The following is a 19,923-nucleotide window of genomic DNA, read 5'->3' as shown; positions in this document are numbered from 1 at the left end:
TGCGTGACCACCTCCACGTCCACCAGGCTTCCCGCTCCGCCGGAGCGCCGGACCGCCACCATCGTGATGGCCTGCCTCGGCGTCTTCGTGGCGTATCTGCCGATCACGAGCGTCGCGGTCAGCCTGCCGGCGATCGGCAACGCCTTCGGCGCCTCGACGGCGCAGCTGTCCTGGGTCCAGGACGCCTTCGTCCTGCCGATGGCGGCCTTCATCCTGACCGCGGGTGTGTTCGGGGACGTCCACGGACGCCGCAAGGTCTACCTGACCGGTCTCGCGCTGTCCGCACTGGGCTCCGTCGTCGCGCTCTCCGCGCAGTCGATCACGTTCGTATGGGTCGGCCAGGCCCTGGCCGGCACCGGCGCCGCCGCGCTGCTGCCGACGACCCTCGCGCTCATCAGCCATGCCGTGCCGGACTTCCGTGAACGCGGCAAGTTCATCGGCATCTGGGCGTCGTCGCTGATGCTGGCGCTGACCGTCGGCCCGCTGATCGCCGGTCCGATCGCCGAGAACATCGGCTGGCGCTGGATCTACGTGCTGCCCATCCCGTTCGCCGTCGCCGCCTTCGCGATCGCATTCGCCGCGCTTCCGGAATCGCGTGCCCCGCACACCCGGCGCCTCGACTGGCCCGGCCAGGTCACTGCGGCGGTCGCGGTCACGGCCCTGGTCTTCGGCGTGATCGAGGCCGGCGTCAACGGACCGGGCGATCCCCGCGTCATCGTCGCCCTGCTGATCGCGGTTCTCTCGGGTGCGGCCTTCGTTGCTGTCGAACGTCGTTCGGACAGCCCGATGCTCGACCTCGACCTGTTCCGCAGTCGCGCCTTCACCGTCACCACCCTGGTGGCGATGATCAGCTTCCTCGCGCTGATCGGTTTCATCTTCGTGCTCAGCATGTACTTGGGCATGGTCCAGCAGCTCGGCACCATCGAGGCCGGCTGGCGACTCGCGCTGATGAACGGCGCCTCCATGGTCGTGGGCGCGCTCGCAGGCAAGATGATGCATCGAGTCCAGGCGCGCTACATGATCGGCGGCGGCCTGGCCGCGGTTGCGGTGGCGCAGTTCGCCCTGCTCACCATCGACGCCGACACCTCCTTCGTCTCGATCGGGTGGCGGCTCATCGTGCTCGGCCTGGGCATGGGGTTCGTGATGGCACCGATGACCGCGACCGCGGTCTCCGCGGTGCCCTACCAGCTCGCGGGTATGGCGGCGGCGGGTAACAACGCCTTCCGTCAGGTCGGCGGCGCGCTCGGTCCGGCGGTCCTCGGCGCGCTGCTCACAGCGGGTGCCGTCAACTCGCTCCCGGCCAAGCTCACCGACGCCGGCATCGATGAACAGGTGCGCGACCGCGTCGTCGACGCCGTGGACGGCGAGGGCCTGGGTGCGGTCGCCGGGCTCGACCTCGGCGCCGACACCCCCACGGTCATGAACGCTGTCGGCGACGCCTTCCTCGACGGCATGCAGGTGTGCCTGGTCTTCTCGGGCGTCCTCTCGGCCGCCGCCGCCGTGCTGTGCATGGTGATGCTCAAGCCCAGGGCAAACGCCGGCCACCAGTAGGCAGACAGAGATTGCGGCAGTTGGTTCCGGAATCCGGAACCAACTGCCGCATCTCTGGTTTTCGAGACCGGTCAGGCGAACGCCGCGACGACATCGGCGGCGCGTCGGAGCTGATCGGGGTCCGTACTCGTCGGGATGAGCTGTACCTCGTCGGTACCGATGTCGGCGAAGCGGCGGAGCACCTCCCGAGTTCGGCCTCGGTACCCGCCCACCCCGTGGTGGGTGCGATGGCGTCGACGAACTCCGACGGAATCCAGTTCATGTAGTGGTGCAGGTGCCGCGTCACCTGCACGCGCGGACCGTCACCGTCACCGATCGCGAACCAGAACGACGTCGCGAGATGCGGTGCCGGCCTTCCGGCCTCGGCCCACGCCGAGCGCGCGACGTCGAACAGTTCGTTCTGCTCGACGGCGTCGAGATCGAGGGTGACCCCGGCGATGCCGTCGGCCCAGTCGACGGCGCTTCGGATGGTCTTGGGTCCCGTGGTGCCGACGTGTAGCACCGGACCGCCCTTGCGATGCGGGGGCGGACCGACCGGCAGCACCGACTCGGTCAGTTTCTCGCCGGACCACACCCGCTTCATCGTGGCGGCTCGTTCGGCGAGTTGCCGCATCGTCTGCGTGGACGGGTCCGCGCCCACGGCCCGGTAGTCCTCATGACGCCCACCGACCCCGAGCGCCACCGTCAGGCGGCCCTCCGACAACAGATCTCCGGTGGCCAGCGACTTCGCGAGCATCACCGGGTCGTGCAACTGCGGTACGACGACGGTCATGACCAGGGGGACGCGCCGGGTCCACGCGGCCACCGCACCGAGGAACGTCAGGCACTCGGGGTTGTCGAACGCCATCCGCTCACCCCAGCACAGGGAGCTGAACGGACCGTCGTCGATGGTGGTGGCCCACGAGTGGAGGGTGCCTGCGTCGAGGTCCGGCTCCATCACGGGCATCGTCATCCCGATGCGCACAGCCGCCATTCTGGCATGGACTCCGCAGCCCCGGAGACGGTTTCGTAGATGTCGCGTATCGTGGCGCCGTTCGTCACGATGCGCGACATCTGCGGTGGCACAGCGGTTTCCGATGCCCCCTAGGCGCTTGCGGCCCGGCCCACGTTCGCCGCCCGCACAGGCGAGTTCCGCAGCTCCCGCAGGGCGGTTCGCAGTCCGCGACGCTTACCGGTCGCCGGGTCGACGCGGAAACTGTCGGCCATCCCCTCGCGGATCGCGAACCGAAGCTCCGAGGCCGTCTCCGGCGCATCATCGGCGGTCGCCTTGAGCAACGAATTCGGTAGCGCGAGTTTGGCGATCGTGCGGAACGACTGGAAGTACTGGTGCAGGATCGAACCCGTCGTGTACGGCAGGTCGTACTTGTCGCACAGTTCCCGCACCCGCACGCCGATCTCCTCGTAGCGACTGCTGGGCAGGTCGGGGAACAGGTGGTGTTCGATCTGGTGACTGAGGTTGCCACTCATGAATCGCATCAGCGGGCCGGCCTTGAAGTTGGCCGAGCCCAACATCTGTCGCAGGTACCAGCGCGGCTGGTCCTCATTCTCGAACTCCGCGACGGTGAACTTCTCCGCGCCGTCGGGGAAATGGCCGCAGAAGATGACCATGTACGCCCAGTAGTTGCGGATGATGTTGGCGGTGAAGTTCGCGGTGATCGTCGTCTTCCAGTGGGGCCCCGCCAGGGCCGGATAGATCAGATAGTCCTTGGCGGCCTGCTTGCCGACCTTGGTGCCGATCACCCGCAGATCCTTCGCGGCCTGACGGTACGTCTTCTCACCGTTGCGGAGCTTCTCTGTCTCCAGATGATGGAGCGCCACACCGTATTCGAAGAACGTGCCGAGGGTCAGGTTGTAGATCGGGTTGCCCAGATTCCACCACTCCCACGGCTGATCCCGGGTGACACGCAGGATTCCGTAGCCCACATCGTCGTCCATCCCGACGACGTTCGTGTACTTGTGGTGGACGAAGTTGTGGGAATGCTTCCACTGCACGCTCGGGCAGGTGGTGTCCCACTCCCACGACGACGAGTGCACCTCCGGGTCGTTCATCCAATCCCACTGCCCGTGCATCACGTTGTGCCCGAGTTCCATGTTCTCGATGATCTTGGCCAGCGAGAGCATCGCGGTACCGGCAGCCCAGGCGACCTTCTTGTTGCTGAACATCAAGGCGAGTCGCCCGCCGGCCGCGAGACCGCGCTGGAGAGTGATGGCGCGGCGGATGTATCGGGCGTCGCGTTCACCGCGGGAGTCCTCGATGTCCCGTCGGATGGCGTCGAGTTCGGCTCCGAGGGTCTCGATGTCGCTGTCGGTGAGATGTGCGTACTGATCGATGTCGGTGATGGCCATGAAGCCTCCTACAGATCGAGGGTGCATTCACCAGACACGGCGCTGATGCATGTCTGGATTCGTTCTCCTTCGCGGCGTTCCTCGCCGGTGCGCAGATCACGCACGTACCCGCCCGCCAGCGGGACGACGCAGGTCTGGCAGATCCCCATCCGGCAGCCGAACGGCATCTGGATGCCGAGATCCTCGCCTGCCTCGAGAAGTGTTGTCGCACCGTCGATCTCGACCTCCTTGTCGGAGATCGAGAACCGAACGGTGCCGCCCTCCCCGCCGTGATCGGTGCGGGCGATGGTGAACCGTTCGATGTGCAGCCGGTCTCGCAGGCCGCCGTCCTCGTAGTGCGCCTCCATCGCGTCGAGCAACGCCACCGGCCCGCAGGCCCAGCATTCCCGCTCACGCCAATCCGGCGCCCACTCGTCCATCCGGGCTACGTCGAATTTGCCCATCTCCCTGGTCAACTGGAGATCGAGTTGGTACTGCTCGGCTTCGTCGGCGAGCTTCTCCATCTCGTCGAGGAAGATCACGTCCTCCCGGGTGGGGGCGGAGTGGATGTGGACGATGTCCGGCGTCTGCCCGTGCGAACTCAGCTGGCGCAGCATCGCGATGACCGGGGTGATGCCGCTACCTGCGGTGACGAAGAGGATCTTGCCCGGTACCGGTTCCGGTAGATGGAAATCGCCCCTGGGTGACTGCAACCGGATGATGGAACCGGGATTCACGCCGTCGACGAGATGAGACGACAGGAATCCGTCGGGATTCGCCTTCACCGTGATGGCGATGGTCTTGTCCTGCTCGGACGTTCCGATCGAGGTGAGCGAATACGACCGCCAGTGCCACCGGCCGTCGATCTGCAGGCCGATCCCGACGTACTGTCCCGGCTTGTAGCTCTCGGGGAACCCCCAGCCGGTGCGGATCGTCACCGTCGCGGTGTCGTCGGTCTCCTTGGTGACGTCGAGGACCTTGCCCCGCAGCTCGCGCGCACTCCACAGCGGATTGACCAGATGGAGATAGTCATCGGGGAGCAGCGGAGTGGTCGCCCGCGCCACCAGTCCGCGAAGCACATTGATCCCCGGTTTGCGCGCCTCGACGTCCGCCGCCGGTCGCTTGCTCCATTTGAGCAGGTTCACGCTGATCCCCCTCCGTGGTTCTCCCGGCTGGAGTTACCGGTCGGTAGTACCCAACGGACCACGACAATACACATTGTATCGTGATTGCGGTCACACCGACCGAAAGTGGCAGCTCAGACCACCTTCACCAGGCGAAGGCCCCGCCCGTCCAGATACTGGTGGCGACGAGCGCGAAGAGGAGTTCGATGCCGATCGTCTTGGCCGCCGCCTTCAGCGCGGCCAGCGCACCACGCCACGCCTGCTCGAGACTCCGGGTGCGTACGAGTTCGGAGAGCACCGCGCCGACGACGAAACCGAGCAGCAGACCGATCACCGGTACGACGAAGAATCCGACGATCCCGACGAGTCCGCCGATGACGACGGTCCGGTTCGGAATCCCGTCCGTGCGCAACGACTTACCGGCGACGAGGTACTTGATGACCTCGCCCACGACGAGCGCCAGGACGGCCGCGGCGAACACCGACCACGCCCAGCCGCCCACGACGAGCGCCCAGACGAACAGCGCGGAGGCGATCAACAGTGTTCCGGGCAGGATCGGGACGACGATCCCGATCAGCCCGACGACGATGACGGCCGCGACGAGCAGCTCACCCCAGAGCGGCACCTGTGGATATCCCGGTCACTCGCCGGCGACGGGTGACCCGGGGGCCACGTCGTCGGCGGAGTCCCCGGTCTTCACCAGGGACGTCATCACCGGGGACTGGCCCTGGGATGCCGGGCGCGGAGGACCGGCCGGACGGGGTGCCCCGGGAGGTGCGATCGGCCGCTGACCGCCGGGACCGCCGGTGGGCCGGGGCACCGGTCGCGGAACGGGGGCCGGCACACGGCCGGGCGGCGGGACGGGACGGCCGGGCGGAGGACCGGCAGGCCCGGGCGGAGGCCCCGCGGGTCCGGGCGGAGGACCGGCAGGACCCTTCGGAGGTCCGGCATGTCCCGGCGGTGGGCCGGGACGGCGCGGAGGTGCGGGCGGGGCCGGGGGCGGCGGCAGGACCGTCGCCTTGCGGACCGCGGCCCGACCGCGTACCGGCGTCACCAGCGACGCCGCGCGCACGGCGCGTTCGCGGGCGGCGGGAACGTCGTCGGCGGTCGCGGTGACCACACCCATGCGCCGGCGGTGGAAGCTCTCCGGCTTGCCGAACAGGCGGATGTCGGTCTCGGGCACCGAGAGTGCCGCGGCGACGTTCTCGAATCCGATGGCGGCCTGGTCGAGTTGTCCGTAGATGACCGCCGAGGCGCCGGGCGACGCCAGCGTGACGTCGACGGGCAGGCCGAGAATCGCGCGGGCGTGCATCTCGAACTCCGACAACCGCTGGGTCGCCATGGTGACGAGACCGGTGTCGTGCGGCCGCGGACTGACCTCGGAGAAGTAGACGTCGTCCCCTTGACGAACAGCTCGACACCGAAAACACCACGGCCGGCAAGCTTTCCGTCGCCGAGCGCGGTGGCGATGCGCGCCGCGATCGACGTCGCGGATGCGTGCGCGTCCGGACTCATCTCATGCGGCTGCCAGCTCTCCACGTAGTCGCCGTTGATCTGCCGGTGGCCGATCGGCGCACAGAAGTGGGAGGTGAGGGACCCGGTTCGCGGATCGATCGCACGCACCGCGAGAAGCGTTATCTCGTAGTCGAATTCGATGAAGCCCTCGACGATGACGCGGTTGCCCTGCACGCGGCCGCCGGTGTTCGCGGTCTCCCACGCCGACGCGACGTCGTCGGGTCCGCGTAGGACCGACTGTCCCTTGCCGGAGGACGACATCACCGGCTTCACGACGCACGGGAAGCCGATCTGCCCGGCGGCCTCGGCCAGTTCCTCGAGGGTGTCGGCGAAGAGGTACGGCGACGTCGGGAGGCCCAGTTCCTCGTCGGCGAGGCGTCTGATGCCCTCGCGGTTCATGGTCGCGACCACGGCGCTCGCCGTCGGGATGACCTCGGCGACGCCACGTTCCGCGACGTCGACGAGGGCCTCGGTGGCGATGGCCTCGATCTCCGGCACCACGTAGGCGGGCCGATGCTTGTCGATGACGGCGAGCAGCGCCTCGGGGTCGGTCATGTCGATGACCTCGGCATGATGGGCGACCTGCTGGCCGGGTGCGTTGGCGTACCGGTCCACTGCGACGACCTCGACGCCGAGGCGCTGGAATGCGATCACGACTTCCTTGCCGAGTTCGCCCGCACCGAGCACCATCACCTTGGTCGCCGTCGGACTCAGCGGCGTGCCGATAACGTCCGGCGGGCCGATCGTCGGCGCCGGCTGATCCGCGCTGGTCGCGCTGTCGCTGTTCGACGTCATTCCCAAATCCTACTTGTCGTGAATACCTGATCCGCCAGGGTGACACCCGGTTGCGCGGTGTCGTGGTGCGACTCTCAACCGAGCACCTCGTGCACGTAACACCACCTCCAGGTCTCGCCGGGTTCGGCGGACCGCATGACCGGATGGGCGGCCTCGTGGAAGTGCGCGGTCGCATGCCGGCGCGGACTGGAGTCGCAGCAGCCGATATAGCCGCACTGCAGACACATCCGCAGGTGCGCCCAGTGGTCCTCCCCGATCGCCACACATCCCTCGCAGCAGAGCTTCTCGCCCGGCGCGGGTTCCGGCGCGGGGATCGTTTCGCCCGCGACCGCGGCCAGCTCGGGACAGCGCGCGGACGGGTTCGACGCGTCGTCGGCGCCGGGGGCCGGGCCCGACGCGTCACCGCCGCGGGACGAGGACCGGCGAAAGATGTGCATGGTCACCATTATCAACGGCGCTTCCGGCGATTACAGTCGCTCGGATGGGTGCATCGCTCCTACTCGTCGCGGTCGTCGCGGTGGGCATCGCTGCTCTCTGCCGTCGGTACGGACTGTCCTCGCCACTCGTCCTGGTGACCGTCGGCCTGGCCGCCGGGTGGATTCCCAACCTGCCGGCGCCCGAACTCGACCCGGAACTCGTGCTCTTCCTGATCCTGCCGCCGCTTCTCTACTCGGCCGCGCAGGAGAGCTCCTACCAGGCGATCCGCGCCAACTGGCGCGCCATCGGCATGCTCGCGGTCGGATTGCCGCTGGCAACGACCCTCGTGGTCGGGATCGTCGCCCACCTCACCGTGCCCAACCTCCCGCTGTCCGCGGCGCTCGTCCTCGGTGCCGTCGTCGCCCCGCCCGATGCGGTGTCCGCGCAGGCGATCGGCCGCCGCCTCGGACTCCCCCGCCGGGTCATGACGCTGCTCGGCGGCGAGAGTCTCCTCAACGACGCCACAGCCCTCACCGCGTTCCGGATCGCGCTTGGCGCCGCGGTCGGCCTGACCACCTCCCTGGGACAGGGCCTGCTGACCTTCGCGATCGCGGCGATCGGCGGACTCGTGGTCGGGCTCGTCTTCGGCATGGCGGTCTCGTGGGTGCGGGTCTGGCTGACCGACCCGCCGATGGAGACCGCCATCGGGATCCTGGTGCCCTTCGGCACCTACTTCGTCGCCGAACAACTGCACTGCTCGGGCGTCATCGCGGTGGTCACCGCCGGCCTGTTCCTCGGTCAGCGTTCCGTGCGCCTCGGCTACGCGACCCGACTGCAGGACGAGGCCGTACGCAAGTCGATCGACGTCATTCTCGAGGCCTTCGTCTTCTTCCTCATCGGCCTTCAGATGCCGTTCATCATCGAGGGCGTCGAGGGCGAGTCCTGGGTTCAGGTCGGCATCGACGCCGCGGCGGTGCTCACGGCCACGATCCTGATCCGGTTCATCTGGGTCTACCCGGCGGCATACCTACCACGCCTGTTCGTCCGCCGGATTCGCGAACACGAACCCCTCCCGCCGCCGTCATCGGTGTTCATCGTGTCGTGGGCGGGAATGCGCGGGGTGGTCTCACTCGCCGCCGCGTTCGGTATCCCGTTGATGACCGAGGCGCACGAACCGTTCCCGGCACGCGCGGAGATCCTGTTCCTCACGTTCGTCGTCGTGGTGGGCACGCTGCTGATCCAGGGCACCACGCTGCCCTGGGTGGTCCGGACGCTCGGCGTCACCGGCGACGATCGCGCGCAGGACCGACTCGCGTACGCCGCCGCGCAGGACCGGGCCTCACGAGAAGCGGAGCACCGACTCGACGAGATCGCCGCCGACCTGGCCGACGACGATCCCCGCCGCATGCAGGTGGTCCTGATGCGCAAGTGGATCACCTCCCAGCGCAACGTGGCGTGGGAGGAACTCGGCCGCGGCCCCGAGGCGATCGGCGAGAGTCCCACGGCCGCGGGCTCGCGGATACGCACCGAACTCCTGCACCTGCAACGCGCCGTGTTCATCGAAGAACGCGACGCCGGGCGCATCGACGACGAGGTCCTCCGTATCGCGCTCCGCCGCCTGGACTTCGCGGAGGGACAGGGCGACCGCGACGTGTGACCTCGCTACTCGGCCGGCGGGGTCGGAGCCTGCGGAGGGCGTTACCCGCTCCCTGAGTAGCCCGGAGCCTGCGGAGGGCGTTACCCGCTCCCTGAGTAGCCCGGAGCCTGCGGAGGGCGTATCGAAGGGTCATCCATCCGAACGATGGCGGGTAGTTCTGCCCATGTTGCAGACGAAAACTCTGCTCTAGCTTGGGTTCTCATGAAGTCAACCCACACCCGCCTGGCCACGGCCGGCGCATCCCTCGCCCTCGCCGCAGGCGCACTCGCCGTCGGCACCTCATCGGCCACCGCGGCACCGATCGCCCCGTCGTGCGACGTCGGTCAGTACACCGTCACCTCGGTCGTCACCGCCAAGTCGGCGGCGACCATCTGCCAGTGGGGCAACGGCGACCTCGAATACCGCGGCGTCGCGCGCAGCACCGGCAACACTCTGTGCATCCCGGTGTCCGGCGTGTACGCGCAGGAGAACGGCAGTGGCCGTTACTACTACGTCGCCTACAACAACGGTTACAAGTACTCCGTCTTCGACGGACTCGGCCTCAGCATCGTCGGCCCCGACGGCATCCTGATCAGTTCCGAAGACGCCCTCTGAGTTCCTACCCGAGCGCCGTCTCCGCGGTCGTCGTCTCCTCCCCGGCGGCGGCCGCGTAGACGACCGTCTCGGCCGTCCGGCCGCGCAACGACAGCGTCTCCAGTTGCTGCCAGTGGCCTGCCTCGGCCGGGTCGGCAGCCTCGACCGCACGCCCCGAGGCGAGCGGGCTCGCCGGGTCCCGCTTGGCGAGTTCGGACAACCGGGCGCTCTCGTTCACCGGGTCACCGATCACCGTGTACTCGAAACGTTCGATGGCGCCGACATTTCCGGCGACGACGGACCCGTAACTCACCCCCACGCCCGCGGCCAGTTCCGGCACCTCGACCGCGAGGTCGGCAACGATGCGCCGCGCCGCCGCCAGGGCGGCGCCGGCCGGGTCGTCGAGTTCGATGGGCGCACCGAAGATAGCGAGCACCGCATCGCCCTCGAATTTGTTGACCAGTCCGTCGTTGCTCTCGACGGCCCGGACGATGACCGCGAAGAACTTGTTGAGGATCTCCACGACCTCGGTCGGACGGCGTTGCGCCGCAAGGGTCGTCGAACCGATGACGTCGACGAACAAGGCCGCGGCCACGCGTTCGGTGCCGCCGAGCTCGGGGTCCGACGACAACGCCGCCTCCGCGACCTCGCGGCCCACGTGCCGGCCGAACAGGTCGCGCATCCGGTCTCGTTCCCGCAGGCCCGCGACCATCGAGTTGAAACCCACCTGGAGGTCACCCAGTTCGGTGCCGTCGTAGACGACGAGATCTGCGTTGTCCAGGTCGCCGGACGTCACGCGATTCATCCCGGCACGTACCGAACTGATCGGGCCGGTGATGCTCATCGACGAGAGCAGCGTCAGCAGCAGTCCGGTGAAGAGTGCCGTGAGCCCCAGGACCGTCACCCCGACGAACAGGTCGAGTTTGGAGGTCTCGTCCCGCGCCACCCCGAACGCCACGACCAGCAGGATGCCGATGATCGGGATCGCCGACCCGACCATCCACGAGACCACCGCCCGAGACTTCACACCCGTTCGTTTCCGCCGGTGGAATCCGGCCGAGATCAGTTCGGCCACAATGGGTCGCAGAGTGAAGTCGATGAACAGGTAGGCGATCGCCACCACGACCACGCCGCTCATGCCGACGACGAACAGCGTCTTGGGGATCAGCTGCGGATCGACGAGGCCGTACATGATCGTCAGCATCACCGTGGCGCCCGCCCACAGCAGACCCTGCACCAGCGACAGCCGCCACGGCAGACGCATGGTCCGGCGCGCGTCGCGTTTGGACGGGACCTCGTCGCGAATGGCCCACCGGAGATTCCGGACGCCCACGACGGTGCCCCAACCGATCCCGACCACGAACGCCGCCAGGATGTAGACCGGCACCACGATGTAGTTGACCCACCACAGTTCGGCGGTGAACACGGTCGGCTGCGGGATTCCGACCGCGGCGAGCGCCGCCGCGACCACCGCGCCGAAGATGTTCGCCACGACGATCGACGTGGTCAGCAACGTCTGGATCCGAATGCGCTGCTTGATCCCGGTTTCCTCGACAGAGCCGAGCAGGATCGACCCGTAGTCGCGGCTCCCCCGCCTCGCAAGCATGCCCAAGCTAATCACGACAACGGCCGCGACCGCCCGTATGCGGCGCGCGGTTTCAGCGACGAGCTGGGGAAACGTCGGCGCGACCTGCGCGAACAACCTAATCTGAAGCGACATCAGTAATCCCAGCCGCCGAAAGCACCGCCATGACCGCACCCGATGTCCCGACCCGCCCCGCGCCGGTCGACATGTCCCGCAACCCTTTCCTGACCGGCGTGTTCGCGCCACAGCGCGACGAGGTCGACGCCGTCGGCCTCCCGGTCAGCGGGGAGATCCCCGCCGATCTCCGCGGCAGCTACCTGCGCAACGGCCCCAATTTGCGCTTCGACCCGATCGGCTCGTATGTCTACCCGATCGACGGCGACGCGATGGTGCACCGCATCAGCTTCGAGGCCGGGCGGGCGTCGTATCGCAACCGGTTCGTCCGCACCCCGATGGTGCTGGCGGAAGAGGATGCCGGACACGCGATCTGGTCGGGCATCACCGATGGCTACACACCGTCGGCGGCGGAGGTCGGCGACCAGCTCGCCGGGACGGTGCGCGAACTCCCCGACATCAACATCGTGCGTCACGGTGGTCGGCTGCTGGCGATGGCCGAGGCGGACCGGCCATACGAGCTCGCACCTGCGGACCTCGCAACGCTGGCCCGCACCGACTGCGACGGCGCGATGTTCGTCGGGAGCACAGCGCACCCCAAGATCGATCCGTCGACCGGCGAGCTGGTGCTGTTCAACTACGTTCTCGACGCGCCCTACCTGACGTGGGCGGTGGTCGGCCCGGACGGCCGGGCGACCCGCAAACCAACGCCGGTCGACGGCCTCGACGCGCCGATCATGATCCACGACATGGCGCTGACCAGCCGCTACATCGTGCTGTTCGTGTGCCCGCTGGTCTTCGACTTCGAGTCGGTGATGAGCGGCGGATCGTTGCTGTCCTGGCAGCCGCAACGGGGGACCCGCATCGCCCTGATCCCGCGGGACGGCACCGCGGTGCGCTGGGTCGACGCCGACCCGTTCTGGGTCTGGCACTTCGCCAACGCCTTCGACAATCCCGACGGTTCGGTGACGGTCGACTACGTGGAGTGGACCTATCCCGGCGGTTTCGCCGACCAGCCGACGCCCGCGTCGTCGTCGCTGACCCGTGCGGTGATCGGACCCGATGCCGGGATCACCAGGACCGTCCTCAGCAACACCGAGCCGAACATGGAGTTCCCCCGCGTCGACGACCGGCTGCTGACGCGGGAGCATCACCGCATCGCCAGCGTCGCGAAGGGACCGAGGGACAGCGGCGACCTCGACAGCCTGTGGTTCCACGACCTCGCGGCCGGAACCGAGAAGGTCTGGACGCCGGGAGCCGCGATCGGCGAACCGATCCACATCCCGGGCGCCGAACGCGACTACTGGGGTGCGATCGGCACCGATCCGACCGACATGACCTCGCGGTTCTACCTGCTCACCGCCGACGCCCCGGAGGACGGCCCGATCGCCACCGTGGACCTACCGATCCGCGTGCCCGCGGGACTCCACGGGGCGTGGCTGCCGGACCCTTCGTGACGCCCCTCCGCAAGCTCCGGGGCTCCTCAGGGAGCGGATGGGTTGCCGCCTGATCCGAAAGAGCCCGACGCACCCAGGTCCGCTGCCTGAGGAGCGTCCGGAGCCCCCACTGCCGAACCTCAACCCGACCGGCAGACGTCGATCGACGTCTGCCGGTCGGGTTGACGTCGACCGGTGGCTGGGTGCGTCGCACTCTGTCCCATCGGACAGCGGGCCTGGGTGCGTTGCGTTCTTGCGGATCGGGGAGCGACAGGTCAGACGATCGCGCGACGCACGATCGTCTGGTCGCGTCCCGGACCGACGCCGATGCACGAGATGTATGCACCGGAGAGCTCTTCGAGCCGCAGGATGTAGTTCTGCGCGTTCTGGGGCAGTTCCTCGAAGGTCTTGCACTGGGAGATGTCCTCCCACCAGCCGGGCATCTCCTCGTAGATGGGCTTGGCGTGGTGGAACCCGGTCTGGGTCATCGGCATGTCCTCGATGCGCTCGCCGTCGACCTCGTAGGCGACGCAGATCGGCACGGTGTCGAGACTGGACAGCACGTCGAGCTTGGTGAGGAAGTAGTCGGTGATGCCGTTGACGCGGGTGGCGTAGCGGGCGATCACGGCGTCGAACCACCCGCAACGACGCGCACGGCCGGTGGTGACACCGACCTCGCCGCCGGTCTTCGCCAGGTAGGCGCCCCACTCGTCGAAGAGCTCGGTCGGGAACGGACCCGAACCGACGCGCGTGGTGTAGGCCTTCAGGATGCCGAGGACCGTGGTGATCTTGTTGGGGCCGATGCCCGCGCCCACGGCGGCGCCGCCGGCGGTCGGGTTCGACGACGTCACGTACGGGTAGGTGCCGTGGTCGACGTCGAGCAGCGTGCCTTGCGAGCCCTCGAGGAGCACGGTCTCGCCGCGTTCGAGGGCCTGGTTGAGCAGTAGACGGGTGTCGGCGATGCGGTGCTTGAAGCCCTCTGCCTGGCCGAGGACCTCGTCGACGACCTGCGCCGGGTCGAGGGCCTTGCGGTTGTAGATCTTGACCAGGATCTGGTTCTTGAGCTCGAGCGCCGCCTCGACCTTCTGCGTGAGGATCTTCTCGTCGAGCACGTCGGCGACCCGGACACCCACGCGCGCGATCTTGTCCTGGTAGCAGGGCCCGATGCCGCGACCCGTGGTGCCGATCTTCTTGTTGCCGAGGAATCGCTCGGTGACCTTGTCGATGGCCACGTGGTACGGCATCAGCAGGTGGGCGTCGGCCGAGATCAGCAGGCCGGAGGTGTCGACATCGCGGTCCTCGAGTCCGCCGAGTTCGGTGAGCAGCACACCGGGGTCGACGACGACGCCGTTGCCGATCACGTTCTGCACGCCGGGGGTCAGGATGCCGGACGGGATGAGGTGCAGGGCGAAGGTCTCACCTGACGGGAGTACGACGGTGTGGCCGGCATTGTTGCCGCCCTGATACCGGACAACCCAGTTGATCTGGCCGCCGAGCAGGTCGGTGGCCTTCCCTTTGCCCTCGTCGCCCCACTGTGCGCCGATAAGCACGATCGCGGCCATGATTCAGGTACTCCTTCTGGTGGCGCGCTTGAACTGATCAGAACAAACCTCACCAACACTACTGTGTTCGGGCCCCCGATACCCTATTCGCGTGTCTTTCGCCCTGATCACCCAAGCCGGTCGCGCCGACGACAAGAAGGCGATCCGTGCCGCCGTGGCCGACGCCCTCTCCGATTCGGCCGTCACCCGCCTCGTCGTCGAACCTCGTGTGGCCGAACGGTTCGCACCCACCGTCGCCGAGGAGAACGACATCTTCCTCGGGCAGGTGGTGGCGGCCCTGATGGCTTCCGAGCGGCTCGATGTCGAAGTGGCATATGTCTCGGCGGAGGCGACCGCGGCGACGCGCCGCTACCGCCTCCCTCATGGGCCTGCCGCCCGTGAACTGGCCGAGAACGGCACCGCGACACCGGTACCCCTCATCCGCGACGACGCCGCGACGGTGATCTTCGGCAGCGCCCGCCATCTCGGCGCCGAGGGCGCGAAGCTGCACGGCGAGTCCTACGTCGACAGCGAACGACTCTTCGACGGCGAGGTGCGTTCGGTCCTCATCGAACCCACCCTCGAGGCCCCCGGTCTGCGCGCCCAGGTCGAGCGGTGGCTGCTGCCGGGACGCTGGCTCACCGGCCGGGCGGTGCAGACCGGCGGCACCAACATCGTGGTGGAACGTGAGGGCGTCGTGAACGAGCGCGTGCTGAAGCGCTCGACGTTCTACCGCCACGTCACCGACCTGCTGCTCGTCCGTCCCTGACGGGCCGGCTCAGCCGACCGTGACCGGGGCCGACGCGCGCGTGGGATCGCCGGCGGCTTTCGCGGCGGCCTCGACGACGGCGTCGTTCCCCGTCGTCAGGTGCAGGTCCTCGCGACGGATGAGCGAGGTCGCCACGACGCTGATCACCGCGGTGAGCGCCAGGTAGCCGGCGGCCGGCCACGGCGACCCGGAGGCCGCGCCGAAGAGCGCGGTCAGGATCAGCGGGGTCAGGCCCGAGGCGTAGATGCCGGAGAACTGGTAGACCACCGACAGGCCCGTATAGCGCACCCGTGTCGGATAAAGGCTCGCGAAGAGCGTGCCCTGCGCGCCGTAGAAGAGCGCGTGGACCACGCCGAACACGATCACGAGCGCCACCGTGAACCAGACGAGGTCCTCCGTACCGAACAACGCGAACACGGGATAGACGGACAGTCCGTAGGCGGTCATGCCGGCGAGGTAGACCGGCTTCGCGCCGTACCGGTCGGTGAGGAGCCCGGACACCGGGAGGAAGACGGCCATCACGAGCGAGGCGATGGTCACGGCCACCAGGACCGGCACCTTCTCCATGTCGAGCTCGGTGGTGGCGTAGGCGATCGCGAACACGCCCCAGGTGTTGAACGCCGACCCCTCCCCCCAGCGTGCGAGCAGACCCAGCACGGTGTTGCGGGTGTTCGGCGGGAGCACGACCTCGCGGATCGGCGCCGTCGACTTCTGGGCGAGCTCGGCGACCTCGGCGAACGCCGGCGTCTCGTCGACCTTGAGCCGCACGACGAACCCGATGACGACGAGCACGATGCTCACGAGGAAGGCGATACGCCAGCCGTAGGTCAGGAACGCGTCGTCGTCGAGCGTCACCTGGAGCAGGGCGAAGACGCCCGTGCCCAGCGCCAGACCGAGCGCGAGTCCGATCTGCGGGATGCTGCCGAACAGACCACGCTTGCGATCGGGACTGTGCTCCACCGACAGCAGGACGGCGCCGGCCCACTCCCCGCCCAGCGCGAAACCCTGCACGATGCGCAGCAGCAACAGCAGGATCGGGGCGATCACGCCGACCGACGCGGCCGTGGGCAGCACACCCATCAGGGCGGTGGCGACGCCCATCATGACCATCGTGATCGCGAGGGTGCGTTTGCGTCCGATCCGGTCGCCGATGTGCCCGAAGATCACGCCGCCGATCGGACGCACGACGAACCCGACCGCGAAGGTCGCGAACGAGAGCATCGTGCCGACGAAGGAGCTCTGGTCCGGGAAGAACAACTGGTTGAACACGAGGCTCGCGGCGGTCGCGTAGAGGAAGAAGTCGTACCACTCGACCGTGGTGCCGAGGAGACTCGCGGCCACGACCGTGCGGAGCCGCTTGCGGCGCTCGGCGTCGGTCTCGTGAACCTTGGGGGAAGCGGAAGTCTGCAGAGATGAGGCCATGACCGGGCAACGGTATCCGCGACGTGCCGCGCGCCGCCGACTACGAATCAGCGTGAGCGAAAGCCCCCGACCGCTTGCAGCCGGGCGACGTTTGTCGTTCCCGACCGTCAGGTTGCGAAGTAGTCGTCGAGCGTCACCATCCGCAGCTTGCGGTTCCTGATGATCTCGACCAGCTTCGGATAGACCTTGGTGACCGGGTCGTGGTTGGCGTGGCCGATCACGACGGTCTGCGGGCGGAAGTACTTGCGTGCGCACTGCACGAGGTACTTCTCGGTGATCAGACCGGAGTCCGAGAGCGACCCGTACCAGAGCGTGGGCATCGTGTAGCCGAGGTCGGCGGCCACCGCGTCGACCGCTGCGTTGTGATAGCCGAAGGGCGGCCGGTAGTACGGCGTGCCGTCGACGCCGTACTGGTTCTTCAGGAACCGTTTGGTCCGTCCGAGTTCGTCGGCGATCCCCTTGGCCGAGAGTTCGGTGAGCGCCGGGTGCGTCCAGGTGTGGTTGCCGAGTTGGATCTGCCCGGACTCGACGAGCGGCCGCAGTTCCGCGCGGTGGTCGGTCCAGCCGTCGAACGATCCGGTGACGAAGAAGGTGAAGCGCGCACCCGTGTCCTGGGCGAACTTCACGTAGGCGCCGATGACCTCGGAGCTGGCACCGTCGTCGACCGTGAGGGCGATGTGCCTGCCCTTGCCCGGCAGACCGGTGATCGGTTCGGCGGGCAGCGGGTGCCGGGTTCCGACCGCCGGCGGCAGCAGTCCCGCGGGCGACCGTGACGGCGTCGGCGAGGTCGCCGGTGGCAGCGTCGGCGTGGGGGTGCCGGACGGCCTGATCTCGGCGGCCGGGACCGGCGAGGCGCACCCGGTCAGCGTGTTCGTGGCCAGGGCTCCCACCGTGCCGGCCGCCAGTATCGCGAGGAAGTCGCGTCGTTCCATGCGGGGAATTTAAGGCATAGCCGACATTTTCGACTCATCGACGCGGGTTCACCACGTCATCTCGTCACGACATCGCCCCTGATCGTCGTTGTCCACCTGAACCGTGGCGTGCTCGAGGCCGTGGCGAGCCAGCACGGCCTGCGCCGCGGGCAGCACCTCCGAGTTCGGTCGGTTGCTGCCCAGATGCACGGTGGCGACATCCATTCCGGTGGTCAGCGTCCAGACGTGCAGATCGTGGACGTCGTCGACGGTGGGGATGCCGGCGAGGTCGGCCCGCAGCGACTCCACGTCGATGTGGACGGGCGCCTGCTGATTGAGGATGCGCAGCGCGTCGATCGCCAGCCGGAGCGCCCGCGGTACCACCCAGAGCGCGATCAGGACCGCGACGACGATGTCGGCGTAGCCCCAGCCGGTCGTCAGCGCCACGATCCCGGCGATCAGGACGCCGACGCTGCCGACGGCGTCGGCCAGGACCTCGAGGTAGGCACCGCGGACGGCGATCGACTCCTGCGCGTCGGCACGGAGCAGGAGCATGACGACGAGGTTCACCGCCAGGCCCAACAGGGCGACGACGATCAGCGTCAGGCCGGGAACCTGGGGATCGTTGCCGATGCGCTCGATGGCCTCGAACAGCACGAAGGCCGCGACGCCGATGAGCAGGACCGCATTGGCGACCGCGGTGAAGACCTCGGCGCGATGCCAGCCGAAGCTCCGGGTGTCGGTGGTGCGGCCGTGGCGGCCCAGCAGCAGCGCGATCAGCCCCATGATCAGTGCGACCACGTCGGTGAGCATGTGGCCGGCGTCGGCGATCAGTGCAAGCGAGTTCACCAGGATGCCGGTGACGAGCTCCACCACGAAGAATCCGCCGATGAGAGCGACCGCAAGCACCATCGGCCACAGCCGCCGCTCCCCTGCGGCCCCAGCGCCGGGGGTGTGCGAATGCGAATGTGAATGACCCATGATGGCCGTCAATATATGCAGAAGTTCGCATATGTGGCAACAGTCGAACGCCTCCGCCGGCGCAGCCTCAGCTCCGCAGGGTGGCCAGCGCCGACGAACGTCGCAGGCCGGCGATCATCAGCAGGTCGACGAGCAGGGATCGGATCTCGGCGAGCAGCGCGGCTTCGGAGAGATGGCTGTTCACGGCCAGGTCGGTGCGTGCCTTGCGCACGATCGAACGGATGACACGCGCGGCCTCGACGGGGTCGGGGTCCTCACCGGGATCGGCCAGCATCATCTCCCGGAGCACCTCGAACGCCCCGCCCACGTCGTCGATGATCTCGATGATCGCCGGTTGCACCCGCTCTCCACGCTGGGTGACGGCCAGGGACCGACGGGCGATGATCCGGAAGTTGCGGACCGCGTTGTCGATCGGATCCGCGGTCCTCACCAGCCGGTCGAGGCGGTCGCGCGAACTCCAGTACAGCGGCGAGATCCGGGTGACCTCCCGGCCGCCGGTCATGTCGGACCGCATGTTGTTGATGGCCGCCTGCGTGCCGCGCGCGGTCTCGAGCGCCTCGGAGATCGTCTCCGCATCCCCCTCGCGCAGACCCGCGGCGACCGACCGCGCCGCGTCTCGGATGGTGAGCAGAACCCCCGCGGCGTCCTCCCGCGCCCGATTGGCCGGGTTGACCGGGAACAACGCGGCAACGAGTATGCCGACGACCCCGCCGATCAGCGCGTCGATCGCCCGGTGGAACCCGGCGACGCCCCCGGGCGGCAGCAGGGTCGCGACCAGGACGGCCGACGACGCCGCCTGCATGGGGATCAGCAGACCGTCGTCGAGTACGACCGCCAGCGACATCGCCAGGACGACGACGACCATGATCTGCCAGGCCCCCTCACCGACGAAGCCGATGAACAGGTCGCCGACGGCGATGCCGATCGCGACACCGCCGACGAGTTCGACCGATCGACGCCAGCGGCGTCCGAGACCCAGGCCCAGCGAGATGACCGCCGCAATGGGCGCGAAGAACGGGTCCGGATGCGCGAAGACGTGGATGGCGATCCACCACGCCGCACCGGCGGCCAGCGCGCATTGGACGATCGGGACGAGCGAGATCTTCAGACGCCGGAGGCGTCGCCTCAGCGTCCCGGGCAGGGAGTCGTAGACCCGGCGCGGGTACGAACCACTCGCGGCTGCCGGCATTCGACGTGTCGCGGGCCG

The 19,923-nt window shown here is 68.3% G+C and carries 15 protein-coding genes and 2 pseudogenes; 5 read left to right on the top strand and 12 right to left on the bottom strand.

Annotated features, from left to right (window positions below; all coding sequences use genetic code 11):
- Positions 1–3 precede the first annotated feature (3 nt).
- Positions 4–1,551 (top strand): MFS transporter, encoded by a 1,548-nt coding sequence (locus BLU62_RS28610; protein ID WP_074853888.1) that lies wholly within the window; start codon positions 4–6, stop codon positions 1,549–1,551.
- A 71-nt stretch (positions 1,552–1,622) separates the two neighbouring features.
- Here BLU62_RS28610 and BLU62_RS28605 read toward each other — a convergent pair.
- The 6 genes and pseudogenes from BLU62_RS28605 to BLU62_RS28580 all read right to left on the bottom strand — a co-directional run bounded on the left by BLU62_RS28605 (position 1,623) and on the right by BLU62_RS28580 (position 7,747).
- Positions 1,623–2,503: pseudogene (locus tag BLU62_RS28605) on the bottom strand (LLM class flavin-dependent oxidoreductase).
- Between the two features lie 131 nt (positions 2,504–2,634).
- The gene (locus BLU62_RS28600) at positions 2,635–3,897 is read right to left on the bottom strand and encodes a fatty acid desaturase family protein (protein ID WP_074853887.1); all 1,263 of its coding nucleotides are present in this window, start codon (positions 3,895–3,897) and stop codon (positions 2,635–2,637) included.
- An 8-nt stretch (positions 3,898–3,905) separates the two neighbouring features.
- Positions 3,906–5,021: a ferredoxin reductase gene (locus BLU62_RS28595; protein WP_074853886.1), complete on the bottom strand. Its 1,116-nt coding sequence runs from the start codon at positions 5,019–5,021 to the stop codon at positions 3,906–3,908.
- A gap of 124 nt (positions 5,022–5,145) precedes the next feature.
- Positions 5,146–5,625, bottom strand: a complete 480-nt coding sequence (locus BLU62_RS28590) for a DUF456 domain-containing protein (RefSeq protein ID WP_074853885.1) — start codon at positions 5,623–5,625, stop codon at positions 5,146–5,148.
- Between the two features lie 15 nt (positions 5,626–5,640).
- Positions 5,641–7,310 (bottom strand): annotated as a pseudogene (gene purT, locus BLU62_RS28585) (formate-dependent phosphoribosylglycinamide formyltransferase).
- A 74-nt stretch (positions 7,311–7,384) separates the two neighbouring features.
- Positions 7,385–7,747, bottom strand: coding sequence for a UBP-type zinc finger domain-containing protein (locus BLU62_RS28580; protein WP_074854305.1), 363 nt, complete (start codon positions 7,745–7,747; stop codon positions 7,385–7,387).
- Between the two features lie 44 nt (positions 7,748–7,791).
- Between BLU62_RS28580 and BLU62_RS28575 the strand changes: the two genes are divergently transcribed.
- Positions 7,792–9,384 carry a Na+/H+ antiporter gene (locus tag BLU62_RS28575; protein ID WP_074853884.1) on the top strand — a complete coding sequence of 531 codons (1,593 nt, stop codon included), beginning with the start codon at positions 7,792–7,794 and terminating at the stop codon, positions 9,382–9,384.
- A 201-nt stretch (positions 9,385–9,585) separates the two neighbouring features.
- Positions 9,586–9,978: a hypothetical protein gene (locus BLU62_RS28570; protein WP_074853883.1), complete on the top strand. Its 393-nt coding sequence runs from the start codon at positions 9,586–9,588 to the stop codon at positions 9,976–9,978.
- Positions 9,979–9,982: 4 nt separating this feature from the next.
- Here the strand turns inward: BLU62_RS28570 and BLU62_RS28565 are convergent, their stop codons facing one another.
- Positions 9,983–11,563 carry an adenylate/guanylate cyclase domain-containing protein gene (locus BLU62_RS28565; protein WP_074853882.1) on the bottom strand — a complete coding sequence of 527 codons (1,581 nt, stop codon included), beginning with the start codon at positions 11,561–11,563 and terminating at the stop codon, positions 9,983–9,985.
- Between the two features lie 143 nt (positions 11,564–11,706).
- Here BLU62_RS28565 and BLU62_RS28560 point away from each other — a divergent pair, with 143 nt between their 5' ends.
- The gene (locus BLU62_RS28560; protein WP_074853881.1) at positions 11,707–13,113 is read left to right on the top strand and encodes a carotenoid oxygenase family protein; all 1,407 of its coding nucleotides are present in this window, start codon (positions 11,707–11,709) and stop codon (positions 13,111–13,113) included.
- 254 nt (positions 13,114–13,367) lie between these two features.
- Here BLU62_RS28560 and BLU62_RS28555 read toward each other — a convergent pair whose 3' ends face one another.
- Positions 13,368–14,654: an adenylosuccinate synthase gene (locus tag BLU62_RS28555; RefSeq protein WP_074853880.1), complete on the bottom strand. Its 1,287-nt coding sequence runs from the start codon at positions 14,652–14,654 to the stop codon at positions 13,368–13,370.
- A 91-nt stretch (positions 14,655–14,745) separates the two neighbouring features.
- Between BLU62_RS28555 and BLU62_RS28550 the strand changes: the two genes are divergently transcribed.
- Entirely contained in the window at positions 14,746–15,402 is a 657-nt protein-coding gene (locus tag BLU62_RS28550) for a hypothetical protein (protein ID WP_074853879.1), read from the top strand.
- Between the two features lie 9 nt (positions 15,403–15,411).
- Here BLU62_RS28550 and BLU62_RS28545 read toward each other — a convergent pair whose 3' ends face one another.
- The 4 genes from BLU62_RS28545 to BLU62_RS28530 all read right to left on the bottom strand — a co-directional run bounded on the left by BLU62_RS28545 (position 15,412) and on the right by BLU62_RS28530 (position 19,905).
- Positions 15,412–16,824, bottom strand: coding sequence for an MFS transporter (locus BLU62_RS28545; RefSeq protein ID WP_074853878.1), 1,413 nt, complete (start codon positions 16,822–16,824; stop codon positions 15,412–15,414).
- A 107-nt stretch (positions 16,825–16,931) separates the two neighbouring features.
- The gene (locus BLU62_RS28540; protein ID WP_074853877.1) at positions 16,932–17,756 is read right to left on the bottom strand and encodes a polysaccharide deacetylase family protein; all 825 of its coding nucleotides are present in this window, start codon (positions 17,754–17,756) and stop codon (positions 16,932–16,934) included.
- Between the two features lie 48 nt (positions 17,757–17,804).
- A complete protein-coding gene (locus BLU62_RS28535; protein WP_074853875.1) occupies positions 17,805–18,716 on the bottom strand; it encodes a cation diffusion facilitator family transporter in 912 nt (303 codons plus the stop codon).
- A 67-nt stretch (positions 18,717–18,783) separates the two neighbouring features.
- Entirely contained in the window at positions 18,784–19,905 is a 1,122-nt protein-coding gene (locus BLU62_RS28530) for an FUSC family protein (RefSeq protein WP_074853873.1), read from the bottom strand.
- Between the last annotated feature and the right edge of the window lie 18 nt (positions 19,906–19,923).

The organism is Gordonia westfalica (genome assembly GCF_900105725.1).
Lineage (GTDB): Bacteria > Actinomycetota > Actinomycetes > Mycobacteriales > Mycobacteriaceae > Gordonia > Gordonia westfalica.
The sequence above is the reverse complement of the archived record's forward strand: the minus strand, read 5'-3'. Positions and strand labels throughout refer to the sequence as shown.

What these genes read in the sequence shown, in the direction of transcription:
- BLU62_RS28600 (WP_074853887.1), bottom strand. Translation starts at nt 3,897, where the DNA reads ATGGCCATCACCGACATCGATCAGTACGCACATCTCACCGACAGCGAC.
- BLU62_RS28580 (WP_074854305.1), bottom strand. Translation starts at nt 7,747, where the DNA reads ATGCACATCTTTCGCCGGTCCTCGTCCCGCGGCGGTGACGCGTCGGGC.
- BLU62_RS28575 (WP_074853884.1), top strand. Translation starts at nt 7,792, where the DNA reads ATGGGTGCATCGCTCCTACTCGTCGCGGTCGTCGCGGTGGGCATCGCT.
- BLU62_RS28570 (WP_074853883.1), top strand. Translation starts at nt 9,586, where the DNA reads ATGAAGTCAACCCACACCCGCCTGGCCACGGCCGGCGCATCCCTCGCC.
- BLU62_RS28565 (WP_074853882.1), bottom strand. Translation starts at nt 11,563, where the DNA reads ATGCTTGCGAGGCGGGGGAGCCGCGACTACGGGTCGATCCTGCTCGGC.
- BLU62_RS28560 (WP_074853881.1), top strand. Translation starts at nt 11,707, where the DNA reads ATGACCGCACCCGATGTCCCGACCCGCCCCGCGCCGGTCGACATGTCC.
- BLU62_RS28555 (WP_074853880.1), bottom strand. Translation starts at nt 14,654, where the DNA reads ATGGCCGCGATCGTGCTTATCGGCGCACAGTGGGGCGACGAGGGCAAA.
- BLU62_RS28545 (WP_074853878.1), bottom strand. Translation starts at nt 16,824, where the DNA reads ATGGCCTCATCTCTGCAGACTTCCGCTTCCCCCAAGGTTCACGAGACC.
- BLU62_RS28540 (WP_074853877.1), bottom strand. Translation starts at nt 17,756, where the DNA reads ATGGAACGACGCGACTTCCTCGCGATACTGGCGGCCGGCACGGTGGGA.
- BLU62_RS28535 (WP_074853875.1), bottom strand. Translation starts at nt 18,716, where the DNA reads ATGGGTCATTCACATTCGCATTCGCACACCCCCGGCGCTGGGGCCGCA.
- BLU62_RS28530 (WP_074853873.1), bottom strand. Translation starts at nt 19,905, where the DNA reads ATGCCGGCAGCCGCGAGTGGTTCGTACCCGCGCCGGGTCTACGACTCC.